At 46.4% G+C, this 26,028-nt stretch carries 33 protein-coding genes; 13 read left to right on the top strand and 20 right to left on the bottom strand.

The genetic code is table 11. The features are described from left to right. Nucleotides 1–65 precede the first annotated feature (65 nt). On the top strand, nucleotides 66–1,166 hold the full coding sequence (locus ICN42_RS11410; RefSeq protein ID WP_216254925.1) for an alkene reductase: 1,101 nt from the start codon (nucleotides 66–68) through the stop codon (nucleotides 1,164–1,166). Nucleotides 1,167–1,234: 68 nt separating this feature from the next. Here ICN42_RS11410 and ICN42_RS11415 read toward each other — a convergent pair whose 3' ends face one another. The 4 genes from ICN42_RS11415 to ICN42_RS11430 all read right to left on the bottom strand — a co-directional run bounded on the left by ICN42_RS11415 (nucleotide 1,235) and on the right by ICN42_RS11430 (nucleotide 3,569). Continuing rightward, nucleotides 1,235–1,411, bottom strand: a complete 177-nt coding sequence (locus ICN42_RS11415; RefSeq protein ID WP_216254928.1) for a hypothetical protein — start codon at nucleotides 1,409–1,411, stop codon at nucleotides 1,235–1,237. Between the two features lie 22 nt (nucleotides 1,412–1,433). Next, nucleotides 1,434–1,625, bottom strand: coding sequence for a hypothetical protein (locus ICN42_RS11420; protein WP_216254932.1), 192 nt, complete (start codon nucleotides 1,623–1,625; stop codon nucleotides 1,434–1,436). After that, nucleotides 1,622–2,356: a hypothetical protein gene (locus ICN42_RS11425; RefSeq protein WP_370626038.1), complete on the bottom strand. Its 735-nt coding sequence runs from the start codon at nucleotides 2,354–2,356 to the stop codon at nucleotides 1,622–1,624. The genes ICN42_RS11420 and ICN42_RS11425 overlap by 4 nt, the downstream gene beginning before the upstream one ends. A gap of 67 nt (nucleotides 2,357–2,423) precedes the next feature. Then, on the bottom strand, nucleotides 2,424–3,569 hold the full coding sequence (locus tag ICN42_RS11430; RefSeq protein ID WP_216254935.1) for an L-lactate dehydrogenase: 1,146 nt from the start codon (nucleotides 3,567–3,569) through the stop codon (nucleotides 2,424–2,426). Nucleotides 3,570–3,717: 148 nt separating this feature from the next. On the opposite strand from ICN42_RS11430, the gene ICN42_RS11435 reads away from it, so the two are divergent. Continuing rightward, nucleotides 3,718–4,626 (top strand): DMT family transporter, encoded by a 909-nt coding sequence (locus ICN42_RS11435; protein WP_216254938.1) that lies wholly within the window; start codon nucleotides 3,718–3,720, stop codon nucleotides 4,624–4,626. A 105-nt stretch (nucleotides 4,627–4,731) separates the two neighbouring features. Further along, nucleotides 4,732–5,880, top strand: coding sequence for an aminotransferase class V-fold PLP-dependent enzyme (locus ICN42_RS11440; protein WP_216254940.1), 1,149 nt, complete (start codon nucleotides 4,732–4,734; stop codon nucleotides 5,878–5,880). A 30-nt stretch (nucleotides 5,881–5,910) separates the two neighbouring features. Here the strand turns inward: ICN42_RS11440 and ICN42_RS11445 are convergent, their stop codons facing one another. Then, nucleotides 5,911–6,561 carry an FABP family protein gene (locus tag ICN42_RS11445; protein ID WP_216254942.1) on the bottom strand — a complete coding sequence of 217 codons (651 nt, stop codon included), beginning with the start codon at nucleotides 6,559–6,561 and terminating at the stop codon, nucleotides 5,911–5,913. Nucleotides 6,562–6,642: 81 nt separating this feature from the next. Here ICN42_RS11445 and ICN42_RS11450 point away from each other — a divergent pair, with 81 nt between their 5' ends. Then, nucleotides 6,643–6,921: a protein tyrosine phosphatase gene (locus ICN42_RS11450; RefSeq protein ID WP_216254946.1), complete on the top strand. Its 279-nt coding sequence runs from the start codon at nucleotides 6,643–6,645 to the stop codon at nucleotides 6,919–6,921. Between the two features lie 28 nt (nucleotides 6,922–6,949). On the opposite strand, the gene ICN42_RS11455 is transcribed toward ICN42_RS11450, so the two are convergent. Next, on the bottom strand, nucleotides 6,950–7,930 hold the full coding sequence (locus ICN42_RS11455) for a DMT family transporter (protein ID WP_216254949.1): 981 nt from the start codon (nucleotides 7,928–7,930) through the stop codon (nucleotides 6,950–6,952). A gap of 6 nt (nucleotides 7,931–7,936) precedes the next feature. Further along, nucleotides 7,937–8,818: an NAD(P)H-hydrate dehydratase gene (locus ICN42_RS11460; protein ID WP_216254952.1), complete on the bottom strand. Its 882-nt coding sequence runs from the start codon at nucleotides 8,816–8,818 to the stop codon at nucleotides 7,937–7,939. A 62-nt stretch (nucleotides 8,819–8,880) separates the two neighbouring features. Here ICN42_RS11460 and ICN42_RS11465 point away from each other — a divergent pair, with 62 nt between their 5' ends. Continuing rightward, entirely contained in the window at nucleotides 8,881–10,296 is a 1,416-nt protein-coding gene (locus ICN42_RS11465; RefSeq protein WP_216254956.1) for an MBL fold metallo-hydrolase RNA specificity domain-containing protein, read from the top strand. 3 nt (nucleotides 10,297–10,299) lie between these two features. Here ICN42_RS11465 and ICN42_RS11470 read toward each other — a convergent pair whose 3' ends face one another. Together ICN42_RS11470 and ICN42_RS11475 are read right to left on the bottom strand one after the other, a co-directional pair. Continuing rightward, the gene (locus tag ICN42_RS11470) at nucleotides 10,300–11,037 is read right to left on the bottom strand and encodes an ABC transporter substrate-binding protein (protein ID WP_216254959.1); all 738 of its coding nucleotides are present in this window, start codon (nucleotides 11,035–11,037) and stop codon (nucleotides 10,300–10,302) included. A 71-nt stretch (nucleotides 11,038–11,108) separates the two neighbouring features. Further along, entirely contained in the window at nucleotides 11,109–11,309 is a 201-nt protein-coding gene (locus ICN42_RS11475; protein WP_216180804.1) for a hypothetical protein, read from the bottom strand. A gap of 208 nt (nucleotides 11,310–11,517) precedes the next feature. Between ICN42_RS11475 and ICN42_RS11480 the strand changes: the two genes are divergently transcribed. Genes ICN42_RS11480 through ICN42_RS11490 form a run of 3 tightly spaced genes read left to right on the top strand, consistent with a single transcriptional unit; the run spans nucleotide 11,518 to nucleotide 14,150 of the window. Further along, nucleotides 11,518–12,375, top strand: coding sequence for an LOG family protein (locus ICN42_RS11480; RefSeq protein WP_216254963.1), 858 nt, complete (start codon nucleotides 11,518–11,520; stop codon nucleotides 12,373–12,375). Nucleotides 12,376–12,413: 38 nt separating this feature from the next. Then, complete coding sequence (locus ICN42_RS11485) at nucleotides 12,414–12,929, top strand: hypothetical protein (RefSeq protein ID WP_216254966.1); 516 nt, start codon at nucleotides 12,414–12,416, stop codon at nucleotides 12,927–12,929. Nucleotides 12,930–12,932: 3 nt separating this feature from the next. Next, nucleotides 12,933–14,150 (top strand): NAD(P)/FAD-dependent oxidoreductase, encoded by a 1,218-nt coding sequence (locus ICN42_RS11490; protein ID WP_216254969.1) that lies wholly within the window; start codon nucleotides 12,933–12,935, stop codon nucleotides 14,148–14,150. 7 nt (nucleotides 14,151–14,157) lie between these two features. Here the strand turns inward: ICN42_RS11490 and ICN42_RS11495 are convergent, their stop codons facing one another. Beyond that, complete coding sequence (locus tag ICN42_RS11495) at nucleotides 14,158–14,919, bottom strand: TerC family protein (protein WP_216254972.1); 762 nt, start codon at nucleotides 14,917–14,919, stop codon at nucleotides 14,158–14,160. 128 nt (nucleotides 14,920–15,047) lie between these two features. Between ICN42_RS11495 and ICN42_RS11500 the strand changes: the two genes are divergently transcribed. Beyond that, complete coding sequence (locus tag ICN42_RS11500; protein ID WP_370626040.1) at nucleotides 15,048–15,959, top strand: Bug family tripartite tricarboxylate transporter substrate binding protein; 912 nt, start codon at nucleotides 15,048–15,050, stop codon at nucleotides 15,957–15,959. On the opposite strand, the gene ICN42_RS11505 is transcribed toward ICN42_RS11500, so the two are convergent. Continuing rightward, nucleotides 15,956–16,345 carry a group II truncated hemoglobin gene (locus ICN42_RS11505; RefSeq protein ID WP_216254977.1) on the bottom strand — a complete coding sequence of 130 codons (390 nt, stop codon included), beginning with the start codon at nucleotides 16,343–16,345 and terminating at the stop codon, nucleotides 15,956–15,958. The two genes, ICN42_RS11500 and ICN42_RS11505, sit on opposite strands and share 4 nt — an antisense overlap. 116 nt (nucleotides 16,346–16,461) lie before the next feature. Between ICN42_RS11505 and ICN42_RS11510 the strand changes: the two genes are divergently transcribed. Then, nucleotides 16,462–16,983: a phasin family protein gene (locus tag ICN42_RS11510; RefSeq protein WP_216254979.1), complete on the top strand. Its 522-nt coding sequence runs from the start codon at nucleotides 16,462–16,464 to the stop codon at nucleotides 16,981–16,983. A 59-nt stretch (nucleotides 16,984–17,042) separates the two neighbouring features. On the opposite strand, the gene ICN42_RS11515 is transcribed toward ICN42_RS11510, so the two are convergent. Then, complete coding sequence (locus ICN42_RS11515; protein WP_216254981.1) at nucleotides 17,043–17,279, bottom strand: TIGR02450 family Trp-rich protein; 237 nt, start codon at nucleotides 17,277–17,279, stop codon at nucleotides 17,043–17,045. Then, the gene (locus ICN42_RS11520) at nucleotides 17,269–17,562 is read right to left on the bottom strand and encodes a hypothetical protein (RefSeq protein WP_216254983.1); all 294 of its coding nucleotides are present in this window, start codon (nucleotides 17,560–17,562) and stop codon (nucleotides 17,269–17,271) included. Before ICN42_RS11520 ends, ICN42_RS11515 begins: the two co-directional genes overlap by 11 nt. Nucleotides 17,563–17,682: 120 nt before the next feature. Between ICN42_RS11520 and ICN42_RS11525 the strand changes: the two genes are divergently transcribed. Further along, nucleotides 17,683–18,729: a fumarylacetoacetate hydrolase family protein gene (locus ICN42_RS11525; protein WP_216254986.1), complete on the top strand. Its 1,047-nt coding sequence runs from the start codon at nucleotides 17,683–17,685 to the stop codon at nucleotides 18,727–18,729. Between the two features lie 43 nt (nucleotides 18,730–18,772). On the opposite strand, the gene ICN42_RS11530 is transcribed toward ICN42_RS11525, so the two are convergent. Both ICN42_RS11530 and ICN42_RS11535 read right to left on the bottom strand, forming a co-directional pair. After that, a complete protein-coding gene (locus tag ICN42_RS11530; protein WP_216254988.1) occupies nucleotides 18,773–20,356 on the bottom strand; it encodes a rhodanese homology domain-containing protein in 1,584 nt (527 codons plus the stop codon). Nucleotides 20,357–20,404: 48 nt separating this feature from the next. After that, nucleotides 20,405–21,382, bottom strand: a complete 978-nt coding sequence (locus tag ICN42_RS11535) for a tripartite tricarboxylate transporter substrate-binding protein (protein WP_216254991.1) — start codon at nucleotides 21,380–21,382, stop codon at nucleotides 20,405–20,407. A 159-nt stretch (nucleotides 21,383–21,541) separates the two neighbouring features. On the opposite strand from ICN42_RS11535, the gene ICN42_RS11540 reads away from it, so the two are divergent. Then, nucleotides 21,542–21,730 (top strand): hypothetical protein, encoded by a 189-nt coding sequence (locus ICN42_RS11540; RefSeq protein ID WP_028819023.1) that lies wholly within the window; start codon nucleotides 21,542–21,544, stop codon nucleotides 21,728–21,730. A 58-nt stretch (nucleotides 21,731–21,788) separates the two neighbouring features. Here ICN42_RS11540 and ICN42_RS11545 read toward each other — a convergent pair whose 3' ends face one another. Next, nucleotides 21,789–22,082 (bottom strand): DUF1330 domain-containing protein, encoded by a 294-nt coding sequence (locus ICN42_RS11545; protein WP_216254993.1) that lies wholly within the window; start codon nucleotides 22,080–22,082, stop codon nucleotides 21,789–21,791. Between the two features lie 84 nt (nucleotides 22,083–22,166). Between ICN42_RS11545 and mmsB the strand changes: the two genes are divergently transcribed. Then, complete coding sequence (gene mmsB / locus ICN42_RS11550) at nucleotides 22,167–23,048, top strand: 3-hydroxyisobutyrate dehydrogenase (RefSeq protein WP_216254996.1); 882 nt, start codon at nucleotides 22,167–22,169, stop codon at nucleotides 23,046–23,048. Between the two features lie 41 nt (nucleotides 23,049–23,089). Here mmsB and ICN42_RS11555 read toward each other — a convergent pair whose 3' ends face one another. The 4 genes from ICN42_RS11555 to ICN42_RS11570 form a co-directional block, all read right to left on the bottom strand. Then, nucleotides 23,090–24,373, bottom strand: a complete 1,284-nt coding sequence (locus ICN42_RS11555) for a DEAD/DEAH box helicase (protein WP_216255102.1) — start codon at nucleotides 24,371–24,373, stop codon at nucleotides 23,090–23,092. Between the two features lie 107 nt (nucleotides 24,374–24,480). After that, nucleotides 24,481–25,071, bottom strand: a complete 591-nt coding sequence (locus tag ICN42_RS11560; protein WP_216254998.1) for a hypothetical protein — start codon at nucleotides 25,069–25,071, stop codon at nucleotides 24,481–24,483. A 22-nt stretch (nucleotides 25,072–25,093) separates the two neighbouring features. Continuing rightward, nucleotides 25,094–25,513, bottom strand: a complete 420-nt coding sequence (locus tag ICN42_RS11565) for a YbgC/FadM family acyl-CoA thioesterase (protein WP_216255000.1) — start codon at nucleotides 25,511–25,513, stop codon at nucleotides 25,094–25,096. Nucleotides 25,514–25,528: 15 nt separating this feature from the next. Then, a complete protein-coding gene (locus ICN42_RS11570; protein WP_216255004.1) occupies nucleotides 25,529–25,951 on the bottom strand; it encodes a GNAT family N-acetyltransferase in 423 nt (140 codons plus the stop codon). Nucleotides 25,952–26,028 lie beyond the last annotated feature (77 nt).

Consider the following 26,028-nt stretch of genomic DNA (forward strand, 5'->3'; position numbering starts at 1 on the left):
AAAACGCATCATTCTTGCTACAGTCCATGGTTGAATAATTTATCAGTAAAAAAAGAAAGAGTCTCATGTCCGGAAAAGAAATCATGTTTACCCCCATCAAGCTTGGCTCTATTGAATTAAAGAACCGTCTTGTGATGGCGCCTCTAACAAGAATGCGTGCTATCGATGGAGATGTGCCAAATCCTTTGGCAAAAACATATTATGAGCAAAGGGCAGGCGCTGGCCTCATCATTAGCGAAGCAACGCAAATTTCTCCTATCGGAAAAGGCTACCCAGCAACCCCTGGAATTTATTCTGCAGAGCAAACCGCAGCATGGAAAGAAATCGTCAATGCAGTTCATGCTAAGGGCGGCAAGATGGTTGCCCAGTTATGGCATGTTGGCCGCATTTCTCATTCTTCCTTACACCCTGAGCAGGGTGCTCCCGAAGCGCCTTCTGCGATTGCACCTGCTGGTCAAACCTATGGCGCTGATTGGAAGTTGCATGACTATGAAACTCCAAAGGCGATGACGGCTGAAGATATTGCCCACCTGCTGAAGGATTTTGAATTGGCTGCAGCTAATGCAAAGGCAGCAGGTTTTGATGGTGTAGAAATTCATTCCGCGAATGGCTACTTGCTCGACCAATTTTTGCAAGATAAAACCAATCAACGTAGCGATGAGTATGGTGGCTCAATCGAAAATCGTATGCGCTTGTTGGGTGAGGTAATTGAGTCTATTACCAAGGTGTTCCCAAGTGACCGAATCGGCGTGCGCTTGTCGCCATACGGCAACTTTAACGACATGGGTGATAGCGATCCAATCGCCTTATTCAATGCAGTCATTCAAAAACTGAATGGCTATCAGTTGTCTTATGTTCATATGATCGAGCCCCGCTCAACTAGCGCTGGTGGTAATGACCAAGTGAACTCGGAGGCGCCAATCACTTCAGAGATTTTCCGCGCAGCATACAAAGGTAAATTTATTAGTGCCGGTGGATATGATCAAGCTATGGGCGAGGCTGTTTTAGAAGCTGGCCTGGCGGATGCGGTAGCCTACGGTCGTTTGTATATTTCTAATCCAGATTTGGCTGAGCGTTTTAAGCAGGGCGCAGCACTCAACGCTTATGATCGCGCAAGTTTTTATGGTGGTGCGGAAGTGGGATATACCGACTACCCAACACTCTAAAAGAGTCTTGTAGAAGCGGTATTTAGTAAAAACAAGTTAAGCGGGGCCTCTATCGAAAGATGGGGCCCTTATTTTTTGTCTTCAGGATCTTTTAAGAGATCGTAGTGGTTCGCAACGAGTAGCAGTGCAATTGAAGCGCAACCCATAGCAAAGAATTGCCATTGATGCAGCACAGCTGTGCCGATGACTGTCATCAGGATGGTCCAACCAATCGCCATCTTGGCTTTTTTGCTAAAGGGTTTCATATATCGGAATTGAGGTAAAAAATTATTTAACGGAAAGTCTAGCTTTTGCGCTTAGCTCATTCAGAGCTCCGCGCTTATCGAGCAGAGAAAGCCTGAGAGCTTCTTGTTCAAAATCAACTTGAGCAGGATGAAATTCAATATTGCCGAGGTGGATGACATAAGTCCACACGAGTTCGCGACCTCTGTCTTTGTATACATCTACAACACGCTTCATTTTTTATCGCCCATGGTGGATGCAGAGCTATGTAAGGAGCTCATATTGTGTTTTAAATCAATCAAATTTCGTGGTTCGATGCGAATAACACCACCGCGAGGACTATCAATATCGGCAATCAAAAAGAAGGAGATCGCAATCATGGTTGGGAAGATCATAAAGAGACCGATATTGCGCTTAAAGTTTCTGGCGCCAAAGCCGACCAACATGTTAGCGCCAATCGCAATGGCAGTCATCAGAAACCAAGCGGCGGTTGGGATGCGATTCCACCATGCAGCCTGGGTATAACCTTGGGAATTAATGACATCATTCATGCCAGAGATGACTAGTGCAATAGTGGGTGACGGTTGGCTACGCGCAACAGGGAGTAACTCATTCCACATGGCATTTTCTAGATCAATAGTGCGCTTTGTAATTTGCTGAGCAGTCTCTCGATCTTGCTTAGAGTAGAACAAGATGCGTTGATCCACATATTCACCCAAGAGACCCTTGATAGTCTCCGCAGTCTTGCTAGGCAAGAGATCGGCCCTGAGGAATTCAGTACCAATCGCATTTGCCTCAGCTTCCTCGTAAGTCTGCCTCAAGTCATATCGTGCAATGGCCATTGAGAAAGTAAAGCCAATAATTAGGCCAAGTAGCGTGAGCGTTGCGGTCTGAATAATCCCCAAATCCGTCGAGGTCTCAGTGTCCTTCGTGCGGTATTTACTAAGAACTGCATTACCAAACCACACTGAGCCTGCAAGGGCTACAGTGGCAATGGCAAATACCAGCTCGGGGGAATTAATGATGTGTGGAATATTAAAAAGTTCCTGGATACAAAATATCTTTAGTCACATTTTGAATATCACGGTGCCCTGTAAATGCCATAGTGATATCCAATTCATTATGAATAATATCCAGGCATTTGGTAACACCAGCTTCACCCATCGCACCCAAGCCATAGAGGAAAGGGCGGCCAATCATGGTGCCGCGTGCACCTAATGCCCAAGCCTTCAATACATCCTGCCCAGATCGAATGCCACCATCCATCCAAACCTCAATATCTTTGCCAACCGCATTCACAATGCCTGGCAATGCCTTGATGCTAGAGATGGCGCCATCCAATTGACGTCCGCCATGATTGGAAACAATCAAAGCATCTGCGCCGGAGTTGGCGGCAAAGCGAGCATCCTCTTCATCCAAGATACCTTTAATGATTAACTTGCCACCCCAGAGTTTTTTAATCCACTCCACATCATCCCAGCTCAGGCCTGGATCAAATTGCTCAGCAGTCCAGGAGGAGAGGGAAGACATATTGCCAACACCAGTAGCGTGACCAACAATATTTCGAAAGGTTCTGCGAGGGGTCATTGCCATGCCCATGCACCAACGAGGCTTGGTCATCATGTTGATCACATTGGCAATCGTTAGCTTTGGAGGTGCCGACAAACCATTTTTTAAATCTTTATGACGTTGACCCAAAATTTGTAAATCCAAAGTCAGAACTAGGGCGGAACACTTGGCAGCTTTGGCGCGCTCAATCAAACGCTCAATAAAACCGCGGTCTTTCATGACATAGAGCTGAAACCAAAAAGGTTTAGTGGTGCGTTCCGCTACATCTTCAATAGAGCAAATGCTCATGGTTGATAAGCAGAAGGGAACGCCAAATTTTTCCGCGGCACGAGCAGCCAGAATTTCACCATCGGCATGTTGCATGCCAGTGAGTCCGGTCGGTGCAAGTGCTACTGGCATTGCGACCTCTTGACCCACCATCGTCGTTTTGGTGGTGCGGTTAGTCATGTCTACGGCAACACGCTGACGCAGTTTGATCTTCTGAAAATCCGATTCATTGGCTCGGTAGGTAGATTCAGTCCATGACCCAGAGTCTGCATAGTCGTAGAACATCTTCGGAGTGCGTTTTTGATGCAAAACCCGTAAATCTTCGATATTGGTGATGATTGCCACTAAAACCCCTTTGTATATTGCCAATGCCAGAAATCTGACGCTAATTTAAGCTCTATCTTAGCAATACCGAGCATTTGTTTCTACAATGCGTAGGCAAGACCCTTCTTAGGGGCTTAAAAGACCCACTTATCTATTCAAAGATTCCTGAATGCCTCAATTACCCCTATCAACCGTCTTCTATTTATCGTTAGCCACCGTTCTTTGGGCAGGTAATGCGATAGCTGGGCGTGTACTGGTGGGAAGCATTTCCCCGATTACCTTAAGTGCTGTTCGTTGGGGCTTAGCAGCCTTGATGTTGCTTCCTCTTGGATGGAGGGTTTTGAAGCCGAGTAGCGCTCTGTGGCAAAACAAGGGTCGTTTCTTAGTCTTGGGGCTTTTGGGAGTGGGTAGTTATAACGTTCTGCTATACCTTGCCTTGCAAACCTCAACAGCCATCAATGTCACTCTGATCGGCGCCAGCATGCCCATTTGGATGCTCTTCATTGGCGCTGTCTTTTACAAGGTAAAGCCAACGCTGTTGCAGCTTGTGGGAGCGGTTGTTTCCTTGATCGGTGTCACCGTGGTGTTAACGCGTGGCGAGCCCACTAGCCTGTTGAGCATGCAGGTAGTGAAGGGGGATTTACTCATTATGTTGGCCACGATTCTCTGGGCCTTTTATAGCTGGATGATTAGTCGTCCAGGGAAGAGCACTGAGCGGCAGTGGCCATGGGCAGAGTTTTTAATGGCTCAAGTTTTAATTGGTTTCATGTGGACGATGTTGTTTGAGGGTGCTGAGATTGCCACTGGACATGCTTTTATTCAGCTTAATTATTGGACTGGAGCATTGATCATCTTCGTAGCCATTGGCCCATCCTTAATTGCTTATCGCTGCTGGGGTTTAGGGGTGAATGGCGCGGGACCAACCGTGGCGGCATTTTTTGCCAATTTGATTCCCTTGTTTACAGCACTGCTCTCAGCTGCTATTTTGGGGGATCCGCCCCAGCTTTTTCATGGCCTCGCCTTTGCCCTCATTGTTGTCGGGATATTGGTCTCTTCAACGGCGAAAAGAAGCAGTTAACCCATCTCATTTGCTCAAAAAGCCCGTTTTTCAGTGGGTGAGTACCCAAACAGTGCTAAATCAGTATCATTTAGTGCTAACCACACGATTTACTAGGAAATTACTATGCCAGGCTTACTCCCGAATGTTGATCCAGACGGTCTTTTAGAGTTCTCGGTTGTTTACACCGATCGTTCGCTGAACCACATGTCTGAAGAATTCAAAAAAGTCATGGTGGATATCTCTAGTGTCCTTAAGGATGCTTACAACGCCAGCTCAGCTGTCATCGTTCCGGGTAGCGGCACTTTTGGTATGGAAGCGGTTGCTCGTCAATTTGCGAACAATGAAAAGTGTCTTGTGTTGCGCAATGGTTGGTTTAGCTATCGCTGGACTCAGATTTTTGATTTAGCCAATATCACCAAGGACATTACCGTTATCAAAGGTAAGCAGTTGGAAGATGCTACGCAAGGTGTGTTTGCTCCAGCTCCGATTGAAGAAGTGGTGGCTTTCATTAAGAAAGAAAAGCCAGCGGTTGTTTTCGCTCCTCATGTAGAAACTTCTGCCGGCATTATTTTGCCAGACGACTATCTGAAGGCTGTTGGTGAGGCAGTGCGCTCAGTTAATGGTTTGTTTGTGCTCGATTGCATCGCATCGGGAGCAATGTGGGTGGATATGAAGGCTTGCAATGTTGACCTATTAATTACCGCGCCTCAAAAAGGTTGGAGTAGCTCACCTTGTTGCGCGATGGTGGCTATGAGTGATAGGGCTCGTGAGCGCATTGAATCTACTCAAAGCAGCAGCTTCTCGATGGACCTCAAAAAGTGGCTCCAAATTATGGAAGCCTATGAAAAGGGTGGTCATGTGTATCACACCACGATGCCAACAGACGCGCTCAAAATCTTGCGCAATGTGATGAAAGAAACTCAGGCTTTAGGTTTTGCTGCACTCAAGGCAAAGCAACAAGAGTTGGGTGATAAGGTTCGCGCCTTATTGGTATCGAAGGGCTACCACTCAGTGTCAGCAAAAGGCTTTCAGGCTCCTGGCGTAGTAGTGAGCTACACCAAAGATCCGGATATTCAGTCAGGCAAAAAGTTTATTGCTCTGGGTTTACAAACTGCTGCTGGCGTGCCATTGCAGTGTGATGAGCGCCCAGATTTCCGCACTTTCCGAATTGGTTTATTTGGTCTAGAAAAGCTGGCAAATGTTGACCGTACAGTTGGTCACCTTGAGGCAGCTTTAGAAAAGATTACCGAGACGGAAGCGCTGCCTGCTTAAGTAGGTAATCATTTAAGTATAAAGGCCGTCTTAGGACGGCTTTTTTATTGCCTCTAGCGCTAGAGGATTGGGAGTTGCTTCGCCTACCCTCGTTAATACATTCGTATCTAGATGATGAAAGGGTTGATCCTGGCCTTTGATCATCATGACCGTGTCTTGCTCGTAAGACCACGAGCCATCTTCCAAGATTGTCACCATGATGCGGTACTCAATCGTTTTAAATGCATAGTCTAGAAAAGGGTTCGAAGAGATCCCAGCAGTCGGATCTTCAATCTTGGCAATGCACTCAAACTGGGTAGCATTTGCAGAGGCTTTTCCTATGGCCATGGTCACCATGCCACGGGGAATGGTGAGAGTATGAACAATCGATCCAGTAGCAGGTTCCCAAAGCCAATAGCCAACTTGATCATGATAAGTTTTTACTTGATCTGGTTTGGTAATGTGAAGGTGATAGCGCAAGCCATAAAACAACTGAGGCCCATTGGTTTGGGGGTCAATCGGTTGCATCTCAATACGCTCGGTATACACCTGCTTCTTTGGCCCCTCAGCTTTTGGCTTAATGTCTAAACCCCGTTGACCTTCCCAGATTCCGGCAAGGCGAGTGAGGGGCCCCAGATTGTCTAGGGTATGGATAGAGTATCCCTGAGGCTCTGTATAAATATCGGCTGGGAAAGAGTTCATTTGGATGCCTTGGTTAAATGAAGCATTTATGACAAATAATTGGGTATTATTAAATTATCCACAAACCTTATGGAGCTTTAAATGAATACTCGCTTTGCAAAACTTACTTTAGCCACACTCATTTCAGCTTCAATTGGTTTATCCCCGCTGACCGTGATGGCGGCAGATCCAGCTCCAGCTAGCGCTCCGGCGGCTGCTCCAGCAGCGGTGCCTGCAACTCCAGCGCCTGCTGCTCAGCAAGATAAGGCAACTAAGAAGGCTAAGAAGCAGGCTAAGAAAGATAAAAAAGCAGAGAAGAAGGCTAAGAAAAAATCAAAGAAAAAAGCAAAGGCAGCTCAAGAGCCAGTAGCACCTCAGTAAGCTATTCAGCGATCAAGTGATCAAGCGATCAATTTAAGGGGTCAGATCCCTCAAGGTCTATAGGCTTTGTGGCGTTCTGCCCCTGTTGTTTGCTAGATGCATCGTTGCGCACGAGCAGCCACATCGCACCCATCACCAAACTCATTCCACCAAGCTGAATCCAGGTAATAGGTTCAGATAGCACGATCCAACCCATAAACAGGGTTGAGACGGGTCCCAATATGCCAGCTTGGGCAACCAGAGGCGAGCCAATCCGATTGATCGCAATCATGATTAATAACATCGGAATGACGGTACATAGGCTCGCATTGAGAAGGCTGAGCCAATAGATCTGCTGGACTTGGACAAACACAGCCGCAGGATCGTAAATCAGAATTTGAATGACACTCAGCAGCGCAGATGCGGAGCTGGCATAAACGACCAAGCGCACGCTACCGACACGCCTAACCATCTCTCCCGAGCCAATCATGTAGATCGCATATGAACATGCGCTGGCAAAGACTAGCAGCATGCCGAGAACAGCCATGGAGCCAGTTGAGCTGGCATCTTGGATGAATACCACAATCACCCCTAGGTATCCCACAGCCAGCGCATACCATTGCAGGCGACTGATGGATTTATTTAATACAAAATAAGAAATCAATAGCACGATGGTTGGAGTGAGATAAAGAACAATTCGCTCCAGGCCAACAGAAATATATTGCAGTCCCAAAAAGTCCAGGTAGCTGGAAAAAAAGTAGCCCATAAAGCCTAAGGCAAATATCTTCGCTTGATCTCGCCAGGTGAGTGGGCTCATCACCTGTCTACGTGCTTGCCACCAATAAATTCCCCAAAAGAGGGGGAGGGCCATCAACATTCTCAAGGCAATTAAAGTCTCCGCATTGGCGCCATAGCCAAAAGCGAGCTTGACCAGAATGGCTTTGCCAGAAAAGAGGACGGAGCCTAGACCGGCCATAAAGAGGCCGTATACGTAACGGCGATGATGAAGAATTGCGCTAGTTGATTGCATGCTGTTTTATAACAGCTTATTTAAGAGACTCCGCATCTCCAAAATCACCTCTGATGGAGTAAGTCCAATAGGGCCAATTTGTTGAGCTACCAAACTATCTGCGGCCGAAGCATGGAGTTGCACTCCAATACAGCTTGCCTCCCACAGATTTAGCTTATGGCGAACGCCCTGGGCGGCAATCGCTGCAATACAACCAGTTAAAACATCACCCATTCCGCCGATAGCCATGCCAGGATTACCTTGCGCGCATTGCACTGCCAAATTAAGAGGTGAGGCAATTAACGTATGTTGACCTTTGAGGACAACAATTGAGCTAGTGAGTTTCACTAAGTCAGATAGGGCTGTAAGGCGGTTTGCTTGTATGGCTGAGGCCGTTGTATTGAGAAGGTGCGCAGCCTCACCAGGGTGCGGAGTGAGAACAGTCATCTCCGGGAATGCTTGATTACGTTCCCGCAAAAGGTCGAGATATTCTGGGGTATCGGCAATTAAATTGAGTGCATCCGCATCAATGACTAGCGGTACTTTTGGAAAGCGTAGTGCGGCTATCAGCCAATCCCTAGCAAGTTCAGAAAAACCAATTCCTGGGCCAATCGCAATCACATCCGGTGTTGTATCTTCTAATTGCTCTTGGGCGTTAAAGCTGGCTAAGCGGACCATCAGCTCGGCTTGTTCTGGCATTGCATGCGCGGCCATTGGATCCAGCATCTCTAAAATAGTCCAGCCCGCTCCCAAGTGGAGTGCTGCGCTACCCGATAACATGAGAGCTCCAGCCATACCCGGAGCACCCCCAATCAGCAGTACTTTGCCTGCATCCCCTTTATGTTCTGAGGATGCTCGCTTGAGGCGAGCAATAAGCTCTAGTGATCTCAGCTCGGTAGGTGCATTCATCTGAATAGTATCGCTCTAATAAGTGACTTAACAATGGATTTTATCGGGAGTATCCTTGAGTGATGAAAATACAATTTCTGGGTGCGGCAGGTGAGGTTACTGGCTCAAGGCATTCTGTAGAGGCTACAGTTGGTGGGCGTGAGCTTCGATTCATAGTCGACTTTGGTATGTTTCAGGGTGGGCGCGAGGCCACCGCCAAGAATCTAGAGCCCTTACCTTTTCCTCCCAAGGAAGTCGATTTTATTGTGCTGACACATGCGCATATCGACCATAGCGGTCTATTGCCAAGGCTCTGCGCACAAGGATTTTCTGGCCCCATCTATTGCACGGATGCCACACTCGAGTTCCTGAAGATTTTGTTACCCGATAGCGCGCATTTGCAGCGCTCAGATGTCGAGCGTGCGGAGCGTAGACAAAAGGCAGGTAAGTGGCGTGGTGACTTACCCGTTGCCTTGTACTCCATGGAGGAGGCTGAGCTAGCTCTTGGGCAATGCCAGGTAGTTCCCTATGGAAAATCACTAGAACTCTGTAAAGGAATAGATCTGGAGTTTCAAAATGCAGGACATATTCTGGGGTCTGCCATTGCCGTGATCGATATCACCGAAGATCATTCCAAGAATAAGCGCTGCGTTTTCTCTGGAGATATTGGCATGAAGGGCAAGTTGTTAATGCCAGATCCCACCAAGATTGCTCAAGCAGATGTAGTAGTGGTTGAGTCAACCTATGGTGACCGATTGCATAAAACTTTAGCTGATACAGAGTCTGAGTTAATTGAGGTGGTAAACAGCACCTTGAGTGCACATGGAAATATTGTCATTCCAGCCTTTGCTGTGGGTCGTACACAAGAGATACTTTTTTTATTAATTAATTTAGTAAAGCGTAATTTATTGCCCCATCTGAGTATTTGGGTAGACTCTCCAATGGCAACCGCAGCCACCCATCTGACTCAACATTTTTTTGCGCAATTAGACAAAGAATCGCAGTCTACCTTCGAGTGGTTTAAGAAAAACCCCAGCGCAGTAGATCTCAGATTCATTGCGGATGTAGAAGAATCTAAAGCGCTCAATAAGATCAAGGGTGGGGCGATTATTATTTCAGCGAGTGGTATGTGCGATGCGGGCCGAATCCTCCATCATCTGCAGAATAATTTGCCGCGCGCTCAAAACGCCATTGTGATTACTGGATTTCAGGCTTATGGCAGCTTAGGTCGTCGCTTGGTCGATAAAGCGACTAAGGTGCGCCTTTTCGGTGAAGAAGTCCCTGTTCGCGCATCGGTACACACCATTGGCGGGCTCTCAGCCCATGCGGATCAAGCGGGTTTATTGGATTGGCTACGAGGCTTTACATCCGCACCTAAAACCGTATTCGTGGTTCACGGTGAGCCTGAGGCATCCGCTGTCTTAGCCCAGTCCATACGGGAAGAGCTTGAGTGGCAGAGTGTCATTATTCCAGAGCGTTTACACACCTACACCTGTTGAGTTTTACTCAGCTACCTTGGCACCCTGAACATGATGACGAAGCATCGCCTCGGCAATAAATCCAGAAGCTTTTAATTCTTGAATCTCGCCACTAAGATAAGCGTTGATTTTTTCAACACCGACCCGCGTCTTAGGTATGCCAATAGCCTGATTGATTACCATGAACCTACCAGGAAGCATACGTAAGCCATCATAGCGCTTTGCGTCACTTTCGAGTTGTTGCTTAACGCCGGCAGCAACATTACCAGTTCCAGACATAAAGTCATCTACTACTGCTTGTGAGTTTGCAGAGCGGAGCAACTTAGCTTGTTTGATTTCACGAGTCAGGTAAAGGTCATAAGCGCTACCTTTGCCTACGACAATCTCATTATCCGGCATATCTACATCTTCATTCTTAGTGAGTGGTGATGAGCCCTTCACCAGGTAAGCGCCCTCAATCTGAATGTAAGCAGGGGTGTAGCTAATATCCGCTCCGCGGACAGGATCGATTGCAACAAACACTAAATCCACATCCCCTGATTTGACGGCTTCAACAGTAGCCCCCGCCGTTTGATAGCAGATAAAAACAATAGCTAGTTTCAGCTTGTTGGCAATGTGATTTGCTATGTCGACGGTAATCCCTTTGGGCTCCTTAGTATTGCTATCTAAGCTAGCCAAGAGGGGATTGCCAAAATTAATGCCAACTCGCAAAGTACCAGTTGGCGTAAAAGAGCTGAGCAATGAAGGGTCAAGGGCATTCATCTAGAAGGGATGGGGTAAAAAGGGGATAAAAAAACCGCGGCGAACCGCGGCTGATTTTTCTCGAGAAGAGATTATTTCTTAGCGTCAGCTGCTGGAGCTGCTGCTGGTGCAACTGGAGCTGCAGGAGCATCTTTCTTAGCTTCTTCCATGTGAGCTGCTTCAGCACCATGTTTCTCGCCACCCATATCAATGTCGCCATCGCCTTTGAGGAGTAAATAGGCTGTGGCACCAACTAAAACTAGTACCATGATGATGATTGAACGATTGCTCATTGCTTTTCCTTCGGTTTGGTTAATATGAAGCAATATTAACGCTTGAAGTGCTGGCGGTACATCCGAATAAGCCCTAGATGGCAAATTAATGCAATATTCTAGGTAGTAATACTAATTCTGATGCTCCATCTCCGGGCCTCATCAGCTCGCTGATCACGTTCAGGATTCGAGATAGCCATTTTTTAAAGGTTGAAATAAAGGTTTCAATATGAGTCCAAGGCTTCCTGTAAATAACTCCCAAACGATCACTGATTTTTTGAATCTTCAGAAAAGCCAGTTGGCGGAAGAAAATTCCGAGGACTCCTATCAATTCGCATTTGATGATCAAGCCTTTTTAGCTCGTCGTGAAACATTAGGCTTGCGCTTTCAGTTGGAATTGTTAAAGCCAGAAATTCTATTACATGAGCGTGGTATTGAGCACACGATTACTGTATTTGGTTCTACTCGTTTCGTTAGCAGCGAAAAAGCTCGAGAGCTTGAGAAGAGCGCTAAAACACCAGAAGAGATTGCAGAAGCTCAGCGCGCATTGCTGCATTGCAAGTACTACGACTCCGCAAGAAAGTTCGGAGAAATCGTAGCCAAATATAACGCTACTCAATCTGAAGATCAAAATAAGTTACATATCGCTACTGGTGGAGGTCCTGGAATTATGGAGGCCGTCAATCGTGGCGCTTTTGAAGCAGGCGACCAAACTATCGGTTTTAATATCAGCCTGCCAAGGGAGCAGCATCCTAACCCTTACCTCACTCCTGGCTTAAGTTTTCGTTTTCACTATTTCGCCATTCGTAAAATGCATTTTATGCTGCGGGCTAGGGCGATTGTGGCCTACCCAGGAGGCTTCGGCTCGTTTGACGAGCTCTTTGAGGTTTTAACCTTAATGCAAACCAAAAAGGTGGAACGCTTTCCAATCATTTTGGTTGGGAAGGCTTTTTGGCATGAGGTGATCAACTTCAAGCAGATGCTTGAACATGGGGTGATTGAGCAGCCTGATATTGATTTGATCCACTTTGTAGAAACTGCTGAAGAAGCTTGGGCGGTGATTCGCGACTGGTATCAGTTGGCGTAAGTTGCCCGTGAGGACTGTAAAATAGACGCACAGACACCATGACTATTCTAAATACCGTAACACTCAGCACCGAACTCGATTTACCAGCTTATTTGTTCGGTATTGCCATGCTGCTGATTGTGATGCTGGTACATGGCATGGCTTTGCTCCAAATTGCGAAGCGCTACGAGGTAAAGTCATTCCTCTATCTTTCAGAACACAAGTACTCTTCAGTGGCTCTCGTGTTCTATGTCAGCGTGCTCTGTTTATTTCTCACGCATATCTTTGAAATCATCCTCTGGGGAATTTCACTAAGAGCATTTAATCTCTTGCCAAGTTTAAGTCAGAGTATTTTATTTAGCGGTAGTACCTATACCGCGATGGGTTTTATGGATGACCTCTTGCCAGGGGGCTGGAAGATGCTAGCGATCATCATTGCGTTCTCAGGAATGTTTGCTTTTGCCTGGACCGCATCAGTCATGATCTCGATGACAAAGAATTTCCGTCAGGCTTATACCCGTTTGCACATGCAAAAACTAAAGCTACCGACAGAAGTCATTGAGCGCTTTAAGTAAGCTATGACGAAATCTTGGGATGCCATCGTGATTGGTGGTGGCGCAGCTGGACTATTCTGTGCTGGTATTGCTGGCCAGTTGGGTAAAAAAGTCTTAGTTCTAGATCACGCCGATACCTTATGTGAAAAAATTCGTATCAGCGGCGGAGGTAGATGCAATTTTACGAATCTGCATAGTAGCCCGGCAAATTTCCTCTCTTTAAATCCAAACTTTGTAAAAAGTGCCTTGGCTCGTTACCCCGCAAAAGAATTTATTCGGCTGGTACAGTCTTATCGCATTGCTTATCACGAGAAACACCAGGGTCAGTTATTTTGTGATGACTCCGCTAAACAGATTATTGAGATGTTGCTGGCGGAGTGCGCTAAGGGACGTGTCGATATCCGTCATCCAGTCACTGTGGAGTCAATCTCCAATGAGGCGGGGGTATGGAGCGTCAAAACCAATTTTGGTATTGAGCGATCCAAATCCTTGGTTATGGCTACAGGGGGTCTGCCGGTTCCTGCAATTGGAGCAACGGCATTCTCCTTGGATATCGCCAAGCAATTTGGCTTGAAAGTAATTGATCCTCGTCCTGCGCTGGTACCGCTCTCATTTACCTCTGGAGAGTTTGATAACTTAATTGAGTTATCGGGTTTAAGTTTGCCGGTTCGCATCGCCGCCGGAGCGAAAGGGAGCCGCTATGGCGCCTGCCGATTTAATGAGGATTTACTCTTGACGCATAAGGGCCTATCAGGGCCTGCCGTCTTGCAGGCCAGTAGTTATTGGGCTGAAGGTGAGGCCATTCATGTCGACTGGCTTGGCGCAGTGGAAGCTAACGGAAATTTCAGTTGTGATGACCTATTTAATAACGAAGATAACCGCCTCAAGCTGACTGAAAATATCCTAGCTTCAGTAATGCCACTACGTTTAGCAAAAGTATTTGCTGAGCAGAAAAATCTCTTAGGTAAAAAGTGGGCCGAGGTTTCTAAAAAAGATCGTCAAGCTCTTAAAGAGCTCATTACTAATTGGTCGGTAAAGCCAGCGGGAACACTAGGCTGGAAAAAGGCTGAAGTGATGTTGGGCGGAGTCGATACCAAAGAGCTTGATGGACAAACCATGATGGCTCGTAAGCAACCGGGGCTCTATTTCATTGGTGAGTGTGTTGATGTCACCGGACATCTTGGGGGTCACAATTTCCAGTGGGCTTGGGCTAGTGGCTTTGCCTGCGCCCAAGCACTCTAATGCTTTATTAGCCATTACCTTTCTTTTTCTTACGTGAGCGAATATTGAGGAGCTCAACGAATAGAGAAAAAGCCATTGCCACGTAAATATATCCCTTGGGAATATGCACCCCCATACCTTCGGCAATCAGAACTACGCCCACAACAGTTAAGAAAGTCAGGGCCAGCACCTTAATTGAAGGATGATTGTATACAAACTCTCCAATGGACTTAGCGGCAACTAGCATGATGAGAACGGAGGTGAGCACTGCTGCGATCATGACTCCAATTTCATCTACCATCCCAACGGCAGTAATGACGCTATCGAGGGAAAAGATAATGTCGAGCAAGCCAATTTGCAATATGGATGTCATGAAAAGGGTTGCGTGTGATTTAGTGAGTCGAACCGCATCCAATTTTTCTTCCGGAACATTCTGATCGACAGCCTCAACCTCTATATAGATTTCTTTTGATGCTTTCCAAATTAAGAAGAATCCACCCAGCAATAAAATCAAGTCCCTGCCTGTGAGTGCATGCTCTAGGACTGTAAAGAGTGGGTTAGTAAGGCCCATTACCCAGGAAAGGCTGAGTAACAATAGGATCCGAGTAAGTAGGGCAAAAATGAGGCCAAAGCGACGTACTTTTTCTCGAATTTGTATAGGCAGTCTATTTGCGATGACGCTAATAAAAATAATATTATCAATGCCAAGAACAATTTCTAAAGCGGATAGCGTCAGAAATGCTATCCAGATGTTGGGATCGCTTAGTAACTGCAGACAACTTTCAAACATATTTAATGCCTCTAATTTGGTGTTGGGTTAAAGTGTATCTGAGTTAATCAAATTAAATGCCCATGCCTAAGTCCATGCAATTTATCAGGTTGTTATTAGTAGGCGCTTTAGTGTCCCTAATTCCTGCTATGAGCTGGGCTGCTTTCCCTGATAAGCCAATCAAGGTCATTATTGGTTTTCCAGCGGGTGGTCCGCTTGATGCTCACATGAGATTGTTAGTTGAAAAACTTCAATCCACCTTAGGTCAAACAGTCATTGTGGATTACAAAGCGGGGGCAGGCGGCACTGTAGGAGCGCAATTTGTAGCGCAATCACCCGCCGATGGATATACCTTGCTCTTGGCCAATACCGGCACGATGGTAATTAACCCTGCCGTCTATACCAAAACCTCATATGAAACTCTTAAAGAATTTCAGCCGATTGCTAGAACCGCACAGCAACCCCTAGCTTTGATAGTGAATAAGGATGTTCCAGCGCAAACGCTAAAGGAATTTGTGGCATACGCCAAGGCTAATCCCGGTAAATTGAATTACGGTTCGGCCGGTAACGGTGGGATTTCTCATCTTGTGCCAGAGATGCTCAAAAATGAGACTGGTATTTTTATGGTTCACATTCCCTTCAAGGGAAGCGCACCAGCATTTACGGATCTGATCGCAGGGCATGTCCAATTTATGGCTGAGTCGGTTCCTCAAGCCGCTAACTATGCCAAGATGGGTAAAGTGAGAGCCTTGGCAGTAACCAGCGCAAAGCGCAACCCAGCGCTACCGAATACGCCTACTGTGATCGAGACAGGTGTAGCTAATTTAGAGGTAGTTGGCTTTTATGGAATCTTGGCACCTAAAGGCACCCCACCTGAAGTAGTGAGCAAGCTTAGCCAGGCTTTCAAGGAAACCTTAGACTCCCCAGACGTACAGAAAAGAATGTTAGAGCAGGGGGCGGATCCAGCCTATCTCAATGCAGATCAATTTACTAAGTTTCTAGCAGGCGAAATGCCTCGTTGGGCTAAGGCTGTCAAACAAGCTGGAGCTAAGCTAGATTAGTTAGGCTGGTTTCTCATCCAGTCGGCAGTCTTAAAAAGAGACTCTTCCAGCTGAGCGCCAATCTGACCATCAATGCCGCAGTCTTCCATGGCGCGGTACATGCAGGCTAGCCATTGGTTGCGTTCTTTAAGACCAATTTTGAATGGTAAATGCCTAGCGCGTAGCATTGGGTGACCATACTTTGGAGAATAGACGTCTGGACCGCCTAGCCAGCCCGATAAAAAGAGTTTGAGTTTATCTCTAGAGCTCGATAGATCTTGGGCATGCATGGCCCGTAAATCTGCAAAGGGCTCTTCTAGCGCCATCAAATCATAGAAGCGGTCGACTAATTCTTCAACCTTTGCCGCGCCACCAATCATTTCGTAGGGATTTTTGAGTTCGCTCATGTCATGATTTTAATGCTAGTGGGCGGGGGAATTGGCAAGGCTGCAATTTCGGTATAGAGTTGGATTGTGGCCTCACTAGTTACTTAAACCCCTAATAAACATGAAGGAGAGTAGTAATGGATAAAAAAGATATTCAGGCATGGCAGCAAGAAAAGGCGAAAGAGTTGTTTGCTTATTCCCACAAATTACTAGATGCCGCTAAAGATCTCAGTGAGCACCATCTGGCAGAAATTCAGTGGGGCATGAAAAATGCCCTGGAGAGTGCCAAATCCGCAGCCAAAAATGATCTTGCAAGACTTAAAGAGCTACAAGAATCTGCCGCGAAAGAAGCCGCGAAGCGGGCGACGGTGTATCAAAGGAAAGTGAAGTCTGTTCTGAGGGATATTGGCGATGACGCGGCTGATGGCACTGAAAAGCATTTAGAGAAAGTACGCAGCTCCTTAGTGAGCTGGCTTGAAGATGTTGAAGACAAAATTCCAGGCCATGCCGATAAATTATCTAAGGTAGTTCATGACATGTCGACTGCCGGCCAAAAGATGTTTAAGGAAGGTCGAAAAATTGTGAATCAAGTGGCCGATGCGGCTGAAAAAAACATTGAGGAGCACATTAGAAAGCCATCGGATACAAAGAAGAAATAGAAGTAAGATTTTCTGATGCACTGAGTAGTAAAAAGCCGTCTAAACAATAGACGGCTTTTTTACACCCAACCCTGAATCCAGATCTCGGTATCCTTCAGCTGGCGCCAAGGAATGAGTTCAATTTGTTTATCAAAAACAGCTTCAATCTCAACGAATTCAATTGCACTATCTGACAACTCTGGAAGAATGACCTTGCTCACCAGAAAGTGCTTGCGCTTATGACTGGGTTTTACTGCGGTCCATTTGCTCAGAAGCAGCTTCTTGGGGTTGAGTGGGTTTTGTTCTTTAGAGGGCATTGCACTGAAATTCATTTGTATCGCTGATCAGTTTTCCTGAGCTAGGAGTAAAGTTATTGCTTGAGTCCTGGATCTGGGCGGGGCACTTCAAATCAAAATAACTCTGTGGTCCCAGACTTCCACAGTAGTCGTATTGGCGATCCTGAAACTGCATTTGCGCCTTTTTGAGAATCATGGTGGATTTAGATCTAGCGTTATCTATGCACGTCCAAGTAGTGTAGGTTTCTCGTCCACAAGCTATCAGCCCTAGGGACAATAACAATATGGGCAGTATTTTATTCATAGCAGTGAGAATAGCCTGATTCATTTCTTTTTGCTGGTAAACCATTTTGTATTAGTATTTATCTCAACGAGTTCCTGAGCTAGGAATATCGCCCATAAGAAAAAATAGACTAGGAGATGTATGGATATCAATCGTCGCGATGCATTGAAAATTGGCGCTACTACCGCTATCGGTGGCATGCTCATGCCCGGTATGGCTAGCGCCTCAGATCGTACGCCTATTGTTGTAGAGCCGCTCACGGGTAAGGCAGGATTTAGAGTGGCTAATTATTTACCGAAAATGGGTGCTAGCTCGCGTTTAGGTTTGGTGACTAATGATGGTTTGGTGGTGGACATTCCTGCTGAAGCGGCTCGGCAAAAACTAGAGCTTTCATTTGATCCAACTTCAATGATCTCCTTAGCTGCTTCAGGTAATCGCGGTTTGCTAGATTTGGCAACCCTCTTTAAGAATCGCAGCAAGAGCTCATTTAATGTAAATCAAGTGGTTTTACTATCGCCTATTCCTAAGCCCCAAAGTAATATTTATTGTGTCGGCTGGAACTACCTGGATCACTTTGACGAAGGTATGCAGAGCCGTGCTGATAAGACAGTCAAAGAGTACCCCAAGGTTCCAGTGCTGTTTACCAAGGGCACTCAAACTATGAATGGCCCTTTTGATTCCATTCCGTACGATGCTAGCTATTCGACTACGATTGATTGGGAGGCTGAACTAGCCGTTGTCATTGGTAAAAAGGGGAAGAACATCTCCGAAGAAAATGCAATGGAGTATGTATTTGGGTATTCTGCCTATAACGATACAACTGCGCGTGATGTTCAGCAAAAGCGACATTCAGGTCAATGGTTTAAAGGTAAAAGTCTAGATGGCCATGGTCCGATGGGTCCTTGGGTTGTCACAGCTGGTGGTGTGAACTTGGATGACACTCGAATTATCTGTCGAGTGAACGGCATAGAAAAACAAAATGCGAGTTATAAGCAGATGTTTTTCAAAATCCCAGTGATTATTTCCGAGTTGTCACGAAGTTTGACTTTGCTACCTGGTGACATTATTGCTACTGGTACGCCGTCGGGTGTGGGTTACAGCAGAAAGCCACCAGAATTTCTTAAGCCGGGTGACATGATGGAAACTGAAATTACCGGTGTCGGAATTATTCGCAACAAAATAGCCTAGAAAGTAGTGGTGGCATCCCTTTTGGCGCCACCACTATTAAGCTCTAAAGCACCCAGAAGTGATGGGTGCCATCTTTACCCAGTTGCTCAACTAAACCAAATTCCCAGTCAAGATAGGCTTGCATCGCTGCTGGATCTACGCTGGTTCCTTCGTATGGCCGCTTGTAACGATCCAGTGGTGGCGATGCCAGATGGATAGGACCTTTTTCAATCTCTAGGCCTGCATCTATCCAGGCTTTATTACCGCCGGATAAAACAAGCACCTCGGCTGTTGTCAGTCCCTGTATCTCTTGTGCAGCAAATAGTGCAAGTTCACCAGTGGTGCTGGTAAGTACATAGCGATTTGCTTTTGGTAGCTTCTCTAAAGCCTTGGAGAATTGCGAGCGAAGGGCAAACCAACTTCCGGGAATATGACCCTTCACATAATTTGCATGCGTACTTAAATCGACAAAGATGGTGGTGCTGTCATTCTGTAGCCATGTTGCAGCGGTCTTCACATCAACAGTTTGAATGTCAGGGGTTGCTGGAAGAGGGGCAACCCACGCGCCTTTTTCAGTAAGGTCTGAAGTTTTGAGGTCATCAATGACATAGACATCCCAAGCCATCTGCGCAAGCCATGAAGCCGGCATGTTGGCTCTAACCCCACTAGGGTCTGCTAGGACAATACGTGCGCCACGAACTGGAGCAACCATTTCCGTCTCTTGCACTAATTGACCGCCCGGTGTTGAGCGAAATCCGGGAAGGTGACCAGCTTCATATTCTTCAGGCGTTCTCGTGTCAAAAAAATAAGTGGTTCGCTCAGCTTGAGATTTCCACTGCTCAATATCGGTAAGCTTAATGCGTTTAACACCAGCTCGATCAGCAACGCTACGCGCACGTTCGGCTGCCTCCAAAGCCGTGCTCTCGCTTACCTCTTTGAATCGACGACTTTGACCTTTGTCCAATTCTTGCCCAGCTAAGGTCCAGCCAATCGTGCCATTACGCAATGCATTTACTTCGTTTGGGATGCCTGCATTAATCAGAGATTGAGTGCCGATGATGCTACGGGTTCTGCCTGCGCAGTTCACAATGATTTTGGTCTTTGGGTTTGGTGCGAGCTCTGGAACCCGTAAGACTAGTTCAGCGCCAGGGACACTGATACCAGTAGGGATGCTCATAGTTTGATATTCATCAAAGCGACGCACATCCACTACGACAACATCTTCCTTGGCATCAATTAATTTTTTTACTTCTTGTGCAGATAGGGAGGGGGTATGTCTTTTGGATTCCACAAACTCACCAAAAGATTTGCTGGGAACGTTCACATCTTTAAAGACTTCGCCACCAGCCGCTTTCCAGGCTTTAACACCGCCTTCAAATACAGAGACATCTAAATAGCCTAGTTCAGAAAGTCTCTCTGCAGCTAGCTGAGCATAGCCTTCGCCATCGTCAAGCGTGACAATCGGCACATCTTTTCTCGGGAGCTTACTAAATGCATCTACCTCAATACGTGACAGTGGAAAATTAGCAGCAAACAAAGGGTGTTCTTGCGCATGCGGATCTTCTTCGCGCACATCCAGTAGTGCAATCTCCTCTTTTTTGAGAAGCTTGTTTCTAACAAAAGCGTAATCTTGTTTTTTAATCAGCATAAATCTTCTTCTTTATTTTCTTGTTGTTTCTGTGGATTAACTGAAGCATTAATCTAATTTAGCATTCGATTTTTTTACCACTTCACCCCAGCGAGTAATCTCTTGATTGATGTAGTTTACTAATTCAGGGCGACTCATCTTCGGTGCGGTGGCGCCCATAGCTGCCCAACGTTCTTTGATTTCAGGTGAGGCGAGAGCAGTTTGCACTTCTGCACTCATCTTATCAACGATCTCTTTTGGTGTTCCTTTGATTGCCCACATGGCATACCAGCTATAAACCACAAAGTCTTTGATACCCAGCTCTTGCGCGGTTGGCACATTAGGAAAAGCGTCTACACGCTTTTGCGTCGTGACGGCGACTGCAATTAACTGACCATTCTTGATGAAGGGTGCTGCGCCAGCTAGAGTGTCAAACATCATATCCACTTGGCCAGCTACTAAGTCCTGCAGGGCGGGGCCAGTACCGCGATAGGGGATATGGGTGATGAATAACTTGTTTTGCATCTTAAATAATTCACCAGTTAAATGCTGGGATGTGCCGTTGCCGGTGGAGGCGTAGTTGTACTTTCCTGGATGCTTGCGAATTTCTTCAATAATGGATTTCAGATCATTCTTCGGAAATTTAGTTGGGTTGACTACGATGACATGCGGCACACTGCCAATGATGGCGACAGGCTCAAAGTCTTTGGTGATGTCATAAGACAGATTGGTATACATGCTGGGAGCAATGGAGTGATGCACTGCGCCAAGAAGCCAGGTATAGCCATCAGGAGCCATTTTTGCGGCAACTGCTGCGCCAACAGTGCCGCCAGCTCCACCTTTATTGTCAACGATGATCGAGGTGCCCATTTGCGTGGATAGCTGCCGGGCTAAAGGTCGCCCAAAAGCATCCACGGCACCACCAGGTGGGAATGGGTTGATAAAGGTAATAGGCTTATTGGGAATTGGCCAGTTAGTAGCTTGGGCAAATGCTTGTAAGCTAATCAGTGCGCTAGCTAATAAAACAAGGGTATTTCTGATTTTCACTTGTGTCTCCGTAATTTTCTAGTAGTTTTCCCTATTTTGGAGGATTTAGAGGATATAAGAGTTATCCCTGATAGAGCCCCTGAATTCCTCTGGTTTTTATGGGGATATACTAAATCCGAGCTCAGTACTCACACTTTGATCAGAAATATAGGAGACAAGATGTCACAACACGATACATTGTTGGCTGCTTTTGAAACTTACAAAGCAGAAAACGAAAAGTTCATTGAAAAAGGCATTAAGGCATCTGCTGCACGTGCTCGTAAGGCTTTGCAAGAAATTGCTGGCGCATGTAAAGAGCGTCGTAAAGAAATTACAGCCGCTAAAGAAGCAATGGAAGCTAAGAAGTAATTCGTCTTACTCCGAATTAAATTCAGCCTGGTTCCCACAAGGAGCCAGGCTTTATTTTTTATTGGCTGACAGCAAACAAAGTGAGCTTCATGGCTTTACTCCGAATGGCTAGTAGGCTTTGATACTCCGGACTATGAGCCCATGACTGGGAGCATTCCAGATCAGGAAACTCCAGTTCTACAAATGCGCTAAAGGAATCACACTTCAATTCGTTCCAGAGGAATGTGTTGAATGATCCCCGAGAGGTGATTTTTCCCTGATATAGAGCAACCGTATCCCCCACTTGAGCTCGGTACTCCTCAAATGCCTCCAGATCATTTAACTGAATAAGCCCAATCACTTTAATAGTCATGCCATCTCCTGGTAATTTATGAGGCTAGTTTATAAGCAAGCTATAGTGAGATATTAGAACTTCACTATCTCATCAGAGGCAAATATGAAAGTCGCATTTTTAGGTTTGGGTAATATGGGCCTGCCGATGGCTCTCAATTTAATTAAAGCAGGTCACCAGGTTCAAGGGTTTGATTTAGCGCAGACTCAGCTTGATGCTTTCAAGGCTGCTTGTGGTATTCCTGCGCAGAGCGCATCAGAAGCTGCTATAGATGCAGAGGTCATCATCAGCATGCTGCCAGCCTCACGCCATGTCGAGGCTTTGTATTTAGGTGATTCTGGCTTGCTTGCTACAGCCAACCCAAGAGCTTTGCTTATCGACTGCTCCACGATTTCTCCTAAGGTATCTCAGGCGGTAGCCGCCGCTGCAAAAGCTAAAGGCTTTGCCATGATTGATGCTCCAGTCTCCGGTGGTACTGCAGGCGCTCAGGCGGGAACCTTGACCTTTATGGTCGGCGGTGAAGCGCATGATGTAGAGCGTGCTCGACCATTGCTAGAGAAGATGGGTAAAAATATTTTTCATGCGGGCGCAAGCGGTAGTGGTCAAACCGTCAAGGTCTGTAATAACATGTTGCTGGGTATACAAATGCTGGGTACCAGTGAGGCATTGCGCTTAGGTATAGCTAATGGCATGGACCCTAAGGTGCTCTCTGACATCATGACCAAGAGCTCGGGTCGAAATTGGGTCCTGGAACTGTATAACCCTTGTCCCGGCGTAATGGAAAACGTGCCATCCTCAAAAGGATATGTAGGGGGCTTTGGCGTCGATCTCATGTTGAAAGATTTGGGTTTGGCGACTGAGAACGCAAGCGATCTAGAAGCGAGCGTTCCGCTAGGAGAGTTATCGCGTAAGCTTTATGAAGCGCATAGCAAAGCGGGTAATGGACAACTCGATTTTTCGAGTGTATTTAATCTAGCCGCAGATTAAATACCGGTTATGCCAATGCAACACCGGTATTGTTTTATCAGTTAGCGGTTGAAACTACGTTTAGGTGGGCTGCCACGCTTAGCCGCAGGCTTGCCACCACCGGCACCACCACCAGCATTGCCTGGGCGGGGTTTTCTGGATTGTTGGTGTTGTTGGCTTCTTAATTGGATCGGTTGTGCTACCGCATTTGGATCTGGCTCAAATCCAGCAATCACTTCTTGCGGTAGTTTTTGCTTGATAAGCTTCTCAATATCTCGGAGCATCTGATGTTCGTCGACGCATACCAAGGACACTGCAACCCCATTTGATCCGGCTCTACCAGTTCTACCAATGCGGTGCACATAATCTTCAGACACATTGGGTAAGTCGTAGTTCACGACGTGGGGGAGTTGATCGATATCGATGCCACGCGCCGCAATATCAGTCGCAACTAAGACGGTGATTTTTCCATCCTTAAAGTCTGCTAATGCTTTGGTGCGAGCACTTTGACTCTTATTGCCATGAATAGCCATGGCGGTAATCCCATCTTTCTCGAGCTGGGTCACTAATTTATTGGCACCATGTTTAGTGCGGGTAAATACGAGAACTTGCTGCCACTGATTTGTTTTAATCAAATGCGCCAATAAAGGATGCTTTTGAGTTCTATCTACTGGGTGAATAAGTTGAGCAATGGCTTCATTAGCGCTATTGCTTCGCGCCACCTCGATTAATGCAGGCGAATTAAGTAAACCATCGGCCAAAGCTTTGATCTCGGTAGAGAAAGTCGCGGAAAATAATAAGTTCTGACGTTGCTTTGGTAATGCGGCCAAAATCTTTTTGATATCGCGTAAGAAGCCCATGTCCAACATGCGATCCGCTTCATCAAGGACGAGGATTTCAATATTGGCGAGTGAGACACAGTTTTGTGACATTAAATCGAGGAGGCGACCCGGTGTTGCTACCAAGATATCTAGACCTGCAGCAATAGCTTTAATTTGTGGGTTAGCGCCGACGCCGCCAAAGATCACAGTGGATTTAAGGCCGGTGTATTTACCGTAAGTCACAACAGATTCTTGAACTTGCGCGGCTAGCTCACGGGTAGGAGTCAAAATCAGCACGCGTAACTGACGTTTGCCACCGGCTTTGGCTGTAGTACTTAATCTTTGCAGAATCGGCAGAGTAAAGCCGGCAGTTTTACCGGTGCCAGTTTGGGCTGCGGCAAGTAAGTCTCCACCCTTCAATACGGCAGGGATAGATTTTTCTTGAATAGGGGTAGGGCTGGTGTAGCCTTCCTCGCTAATAGCGCGAAGAATGGATTCTGATAAACCAAGATCTGTAAATAACATAGGGGCCAAATAAATATTGGCCCGTATTCAATTAAACGACTATCCCGGCCAATGGGGTGAGCTGCCACACTTCAAGTGTTTGCAGAAAGAGTCGTTATTTTAAGCTATCAGGCCGCTGTGCCGGCTGGATTCCAAAGATTTGGCGTTACAGAGTTTGCATAACCTGAAATAAATAATTTTTCTGAGCCTGTAAGGGGGTCAAACACAGCACGCTCAATGCGGCCAATGTTTCCGCCATAAACATGGATGCTGATAGAGGTTTGGTCACTCAAAGCATTCTCCACTATATGGATGTCATGGGTATTGGGGGATACGGTGGCTACTTGGCCTGGTTCACAAAGGAAGAATTCATCGGCCTTGTAGCTTCCATCAGGCTGTTGGTAGTAGTTAGCGCTGCGTTCTTGACCGCGTAGCTGACCCACCATGCCCCAAACGGTATGGTTATGAAGTGGTGTTTTTTGACCAGGACCCCAAACAAAGCTCACCACAGAAAAGCGATCGAGTGGATCTGCGTATAACAAGTATTGCTGGTAGTACTGTGGATGCGGTTTGGAAAAGTCTTCCGCTAGCCAGTCGTCAACACGAATGAGATTCTCCAGGAGCTTCTTTCCTTTGGTGAAGATAATCTCTTCACTCGGTTTGCTCTCGAGGAGAGTTGCGAGCTCCTTTACAAAAGTGAGTAACTTGCCTTCTTGCATTGAAGTCTCTTTATTGGTGATGTTATTGACCGGCCGCAAAAAGCCAGTCAGGTAGGCCTTTGGGTTTTAGGCTGGTGGTGTCAACGCAAACAATGTGAAGTAAGGCAGTTGCAATGAGTTCAGGCTCAACTCCCTCAACAATACGTTTCGCCGTTTGCTTCACCGCAATCTGGGTTCGCCCGCGATGCTCGATGACTTGATCAATGCTCAACAGATCATCTAAGCGCCCCGGCCTATGAAAGTTCATCGTGATTTCGCGTACGGGAAGCAAGATTCCAAATTCATTAACTAATTTAGTTGGACTTAAGCCTCTTTGCTGAAGCCACTCTGAGCGACTGCGTTCAAAGATTTCTAAATACCGAGCATGGTAGACGAAACCTGCAGCATCAGTATCTGAGTAGCAAACACGAAAGAGGAAGGGTGGATCGGTCAATTGGGTCATATGAGTAAGGTGCTTTTAGATAGATAGAATCATATCGCGATGTTCGATACCTGCTTCTTGATAGATCTCGCCTTGCACAATAAATCCGAATTGCTCATAAAACGCAATGGCTGATAGCTGGGCATGTAATTCAAGTTGAGTGATGCCTAGGGATTTGCTCAGCTCTAGTAGGGTGCTGAGTAATTGCATCCCAATGCCTTGTCTTCGATAGTCTGGTAATACTGCCATGCGCCCAATTCTTCCAATATTTCCAGGTAAGGTAACTAGACGAGCGGTGCCGATGCACTGTGACCCCATATAAGCTAGGGCATGCTGAGCAGTTAGATCATGTTCATCTATCTCCATTTCCTCTGGAACGCCTTGCTCCTGGATAAAGACATTTTTTCGGATTGAGTAGGCCTCTTGCTCGGCATCCCGCCAGGATTTAATCAAAATCACATTGTCTCTTTGCTATCGATCTATTGAGGTGAATCAGCTATTAAGCCTCCAATGTAGCAAATTGCACCTATTTAGGG

Origin of the sequence: Polynucleobacter sp. 71A-WALBACH (assembly GCF_018882365.1) — a bacterium.
Lineage (GTDB): Bacteria > Pseudomonadota > Gammaproteobacteria > Burkholderiales > Burkholderiaceae > Polynucleobacter.